This window comes from Albidovulum sp. (assembly GCF_049646345.1).
Lineage (GTDB): Bacteria > Pseudomonadota > Alphaproteobacteria > Rhodobacterales > Rhodobacteraceae > Albidovulum.
Genome location: NZ_JBARVQ010000410.1, coordinates 1 through 5,231, shown reverse-complemented (window position 1 = coordinate 5,231; position 5,231 = coordinate 1). Strand labels below are relative to the sequence as shown.

The 5,231-nt window shown below is 64.0% G+C and carries 6 protein-coding genes; all 6 read left to right on the top strand.

Going from position 1 to position 5,231, the window contains the following annotated elements; all coding sequences use genetic code 11:
• Nucleotides 1-334, top strand: a 334-nt coding sequence (locus WBB85_RS10135) for a hypothetical protein (RefSeq protein ID WP_432638497.1), incomplete at its 5' end; no start/stop codon positions are given.
• Nucleotides 334-1,044: a Flp pilus assembly protein CpaB gene (gene cpaB / locus WBB85_RS10130; RefSeq protein WP_432638496.1), complete on the top strand. Its 711-nt coding sequence runs from the start codon at nucleotides 334-336 to the stop codon at nucleotides 1,042-1,044. The genes WBB85_RS10135 and cpaB, both read left to right, overlap by 1 nt.
• Nucleotides 1,041-2,984: an ATPase, T2SS/T4P/T4SS family gene (locus WBB85_RS10125; protein WP_432638495.1), complete on the top strand. Its 1,944-nt coding sequence runs from the start codon at nucleotides 1,041-1,043 to the stop codon at nucleotides 2,982-2,984. The genes cpaB and WBB85_RS10125 overlap by 4 nt, the downstream gene beginning before the upstream one ends.
• The gene (locus WBB85_RS10120) at nucleotides 2,974-3,840 is read left to right on the top strand and encodes a type II secretion system F family protein (RefSeq protein ID WP_432638494.1); all 867 of its coding nucleotides are present in this window, start codon (nucleotides 2,974-2,976) and stop codon (nucleotides 3,838-3,840) included. Before WBB85_RS10125 ends, WBB85_RS10120 begins: the two co-directional genes overlap by 11 nt.
• Nucleotides 3,837-4,757: a type II secretion system F family protein gene (locus WBB85_RS10115; protein WP_432638493.1), complete on the top strand. Its 921-nt coding sequence runs from the start codon at nucleotides 3,837-3,839 to the stop codon at nucleotides 4,755-4,757. Before WBB85_RS10120 ends, WBB85_RS10115 begins: the two co-directional genes overlap by 4 nt.
• A partial coding sequence (locus WBB85_RS10110) for a hypothetical protein (protein WP_432638492.1) occupies nucleotides 4,757-5,231 on the top strand: 475 nt, incomplete at its 3' end. The genes WBB85_RS10115 and WBB85_RS10110, both read left to right, overlap by 1 nt.

The following is a 5,231-nucleotide window of genomic DNA, read 5'->3' as shown; positions in this document are numbered from 1 at the left end:
GCTAATGATCAGCGCCCCGCAATTCGGGGGTGCCGGATCAGCCGCGCCGGGCATCCTTGGAAGCCTTCCCGAAGGCACGGCGTTCCTGATGTCCTCCGTCTCGGGCGGGTGCACAGGCCAGGCGATCCTGTCGCAAACCGGTCTGCCGGACAAGGTCGCGCCCGACTATGTCGCGCGGCTTGAGGCCGAGGGGTTTCAGGTCACGGATGCCTCGGATGACGACACGTCGTTTTTTGTCGGATACCGACCGGGCTGTTCGCTTTTCCTCTATTTTCAACCCGATCCCGCCGGGCAGGACCGCTCGACCGTGGTGATGAATTTTCAGGAGGAATGATGCGCAGTCTTTTCTACTTCCTCGCGGCGATGCTCGCCTTCGGTGTGGCCTGGTTCTATTATCAGGAGGTCGCGACCCAGACCGCGACGATGCGCAAGCTGCGGCTGGCGGCCGAGGACGGGCTGGTGATCCGCGCGGGCACCGAGATCGACGACGCCTTCATCGAGAAATATCTTGTGTCGCAGGAAATGCCGCAGATGCTGGCCGAGGATTTCCGCTGGGCGCTCGACGACAATGCCGCGACGCGCATCAACCTGCGCGGCCGGGTTTTTGGGCAGGACGTGCCCTCGGGCAGTTTCCTGCAGCGCGCACAGTTCTTCCTGACGCAAGAAAACGCCTTTGCCCGCCGGATCAAGCCCGGAAATCGCGCCTTTTCGATCCCGGTTGAACCCAATCGCACGGTCGAGAAATTCATCTCTCCCGGTGCGCGGGTCGATGTGATCGGCACCTATGAGGTCAGCCAGACCGAGGCATTGTCCAAACTACTTCTGGAAAACATCGAGGTCATGGCGGTGGGCGAAGTCGACAGCCGCGGCGAATATGAGACGAAGGACCGGCCCGACTACAATTCGGTGACGTTGCAGGCCCCGGCAGGGGATGTAGAACGCTTCCTGGCCGAGGCTGAAACCGCGACTGGGGCCCTGACGCTCGTCCTCCGCAACCCTTGTGAAAACGCCGAAGACTGCATCACTGAGACGGTGAGCCAATGACCAAGGCGCGCGCGCATCTCAGGATCTGCGACGCCTATGGCAACCGCCGGGCGGTCGTGGCGCTGGAGGAAAGCTATTACGAGCTTGGCGACGACCGGACCCGGCGTGGCGAGGCGGGGTTCATCCATCTGGAAGGCAGCGGCATCGAGGCGCGCCATGCAAGGCTGATCCTGCGGTCGGGCGAAACGCGGTGGCAGGTCGTCTCGCTCGTCTCCACCGGCACGAAGCTTGGCCGTCAGGCGCTGGCGCAGGGTGCCGAGACCGTGCTGGAGGACGGGGCGGAACTGTGGCTTGGCAACAACCTTCTGCAGCTTCTCGACCTCAACCGCTCCATCACCGAACAGACGGTGATGCCTGAACTTGCCGATATCGAACTGATGATGAACGAGGCGCTGTTGGACTACGAAGACCGCCGCCGCGACCTTTTCGATGGCGACGAACGCCAGCGCGAGGCGCTCTTGTCGGCGGAACTGGACCGGCTTTTGTCGGTGGAACTCGATCTGGCCGGCAAGCCCGGCATGATCGCGACCATCAACCGCTACTGCAAAGAGGCTTTGCGTCGCCCCCTGATCTCGGCCTGCCTGATGAGCGGGACGCGGGGCGATATCGAACTCAGTTTTTCGCAACTGAACGCCGAACAGCGCGCCCGCGCGATTGAGCTGCGTGAGGAACTGGCCTCGGAACTGCGGCTGGAGATGACGGCACTTTCGACCGCCGCCGACCTGCGACTGGTTCATGACGGCTTCGACGCGGCCTACAAGGCCATTTCGGGCATGATCGGCGAGACGTTCAAGCTCGCCCTCATCCGCGATGCGGTGCGCGAAAAGGTGCTGGGGCTTTTCTTCCGGCTCGGTCCGATCCAGTTCCTGCTCGACGTGCCGATGATCTCGGAAATCATGGTCTGCGGCTTTGACCGGATCTTTGTCGAGAAGGGCAACCGGATGTTCGAGACCGGACTGTCCTTCGCCTCTGAAAGCGAGCTGTTCACGGTCGCCGCCCGGATCGCCGGGCGCGATGGCAAGCAGTTGACCGAAGGCGCGCCGATGGCCGATGCGCGCCTGCCCGATGGCAGCCGGGCCAATATCGTCGCCTCGCCAACCTCGCTTGGCGGGCTGTCGCTGACGATCCGCAAGTTCGGCAAGGGCCATTGGGCGGTCAGCGATCTGCGCCGCAACCGCGCCATGTCGCTGCCGATGGAACGGTTCCTGCAAGCTTGCGTGAAATCGCGCAAGAACATCGTGATTTCCGGCGGGACTGGATCGGGCAAGACGACGCTGCTGAACGCGCTTGCGATGTTCGTGCCCGAGGATGAGCGCATCGTCACCATCGAGGACACGTCGGAACTGCGCCTTCTCAACCGCAACCTCGTCACGCTGGAAGCACGACGCGCGAATATGGACGGGCGGGGCGAGATTTCGATCCGTGACCTCGTGAAGAACGCGCTTCGGATGCGGCCCGACCGGATCGTCGTCGGCGAATGCCGGGGCGGCGAGACACTGGACATGCTGCAGGCGATGAATACCGGCCATTCCGGGTCGATGACAACAGCCCATGCCAATTCGCCCGAGGATTTGATCCTGCGGCTGGAAACCATGGTGCTGCAATCGGGACAGGATCTGCCGATCCATGCCATCCGCCAGCAAATCGGCGCGGCCATTGATGTGATCGTGCAGGTGCGCAAGACCCGCTCGCTCGACCCCGACGCGGCCCCGAATGCCCGTCAACGCAGCGTCGTTGAAATCGCAGAACTGGGCGCGTTCGACCCCGAGACCGGAGGCATCCCGGTCAACCCGATCTTCGAGATGGTTGAAGAGGGTCCAAGTCCGCGCCATGTCATCTCGGGTTATATCCCGAGCTTCTTTGATGAGCTGTCGGCGCATGGGCTGATCGAGATCGGCAGTTTCTTCGACACCGAGGCGGAGCAGGCCCATGCTGCCTGATCCCGGTCCCCTTCCCAATCTTCTGGCCGCGATCCTTCTGGGGGGCGCCCTCTTCGGCGGGCAGGTGGGCCTGCATAAGGCGCTGGGCTGGTTCTGGGCGCGGCTGGACGACGATCCGCGCGAAAAGGTGACGGCGGTGCTGACCTTCGCCTTCGGCAAGAAGATCGCCCCGGTCGATACGCTGGCGCTGCTTCTCTTCGCGAACCTTGTTGTCGGGACGGCCCTGTTCGCGGTCGGCCTGAAACTGCCCTCGATCATCGTCCTTGTCCTGATCGGACTGGCGCTGCCGGTCTTCCTCTACCAGAGGGCGGCCGGGCAGCGCGCGCGGGAACTGGAACTGGCGCTGCCGCTGGCGTTGCAGCAGGTCGCGAACGAAATGGCGGCCGGCGCCACGCTGGAAACCGCGTTGAAGAAGGTCGCAAGCTCGGCCCCGATCCCGGCCGATGTGGAAATCGCCCGCCTTCAGCGCCGGGTGGAGATCATGGGTATCGATGAGGCTTTCACCGAGATGGCGCGGCGGCTGAATTCGCGCAGCTTCACCCTGACCGCCTCGGTCGTGCGTGTCGGCACGTCTAGCGGCGGGCGGCTGATCGAGGCGCTGAAAAGCCTGTCGCGCACGCTGATCGAGATCGAACGGTTGAACAAGAAGATCCGCACCGCCAGCGAAAACGGGCGGCGGAACCTCTACCTCATGTCCTTCATCGGTCCGTTGGTCGCCATTGCCTCGGCCTTCGTCGTCGATCACGAAACCTCTGTGTTCGAGGACGGGCTGGGCCAGCTTTTGGTCGGCATTGCCGTCCTCGGTTTCCTGTCCGCCCATATCATCGGTCACTATCTGACAAAGGCGAATGTATGACCCCGGAACTGCTCTCCCTCGCCATCGCGGGCGCTGTCGGGCTCGGCACCCTTTTCGCGGGTCTTCTGGTCGCCGACTGGCTGACGCGGTCGACCGCACGGTTCCAGACCGAGCTTGCGGCTGAACCCATCCAGCGCGAACGGGCGGCGCGGGTGATCCGGGCGATTGGCACGGCCTTTGTCGGACTGTCTGCGCCGTTCCCGACCATGACCGATGACCTCGATCAGCAACTGACCTATGCCGGGCGACCCTTTGGTGGGGTCGATGGGCGGCAATACCTTGCCGCGGTCGTCGTGCTCAGCCTGCTTGTCGGGGCGGTGGTCGGCGCCTTCTTCGCCCTGAATGCCGCGATTGGCGGGGCGGGGGCGGCCGTCGCAGGCAGCACGATGATCAAGTGGTGGATGTTCGGCGCGCTTTTCATCGCCGTCTTCCTGATCCTCGACGTGCGCGGTGCCGCGCAGAAGAACGCCGATGATCTGGAGCGCGAATTCCCCTTCTTCCTCGACCTTGCCGTGCTGGTGGTGCAGGCGGGCGGTACGCCACGCAAGGCGCTGGCGAAGTATGTGGAGGCATCGCCGGGCACACCCCTGTCGCGCGAAATCGCGCTGACGGCGAAGGACGCGGATTCCACCAGTTTCGACGAGGCTTTGCACCGGATGGTCGAACGTGTGAAGCCGGTGACGGTCAAGACGATCCTGAAGAACCTCGCGCAGGGTGAGCGGTCGAGCGGCGAGGCCGAACAGTTCTACACCGCCCAGGCCGAGGAACTGCGTTACCTGCGCGAAGAAATGGCGAACCGGACTGCCGAACGGCTGAAGACCAATATCGTCCTGCCGGTCTTTCTGATGATGATGTCGATTATCCTCGCGGCCCTCGCGCCGACCATCGTCTCCATCCGCGGACAGGGGTTCTTCTGATGGCGCTCGGGCTTTTCACTCCAAAGGTTCTGCGCGCCGAGGTCACGGGCGGCATCGACCTTGAAAGCGGTGTCCTTCTGACCGGAGACCGGATCACGATCGGCACCGGCCCGGGCGACGATCTGCGGCTTGGCGCGCAGAATGTGGTTGCCGGTCACCTGACGCTGCAGCGGGCCAAGACCGGCGGCCAGTGGGAGTATTTCAGTTCCGATCGCGGCCATACGGCGGTCAGCAAGGGCAATCCGCGCACCGGCCCGGTGCGGCCCGGCCTGACCTTTGTACTGGGTGGCGAAACCCGGATCGAGATCCTGTCGGTTCCGGCCCCCGCCGACATGGAAAAGGCGGATGCGGGCGGGTCGGGCACGACCGTGCCGCTGACCGTCGCCCTGCCACTGATGGGGGCGATGCTGGTGGCCTTTTCGCTTTACATCGGTGCCCTGTCGGGGGGAACGGAGAGCGGCAGCGGCCTGCGGA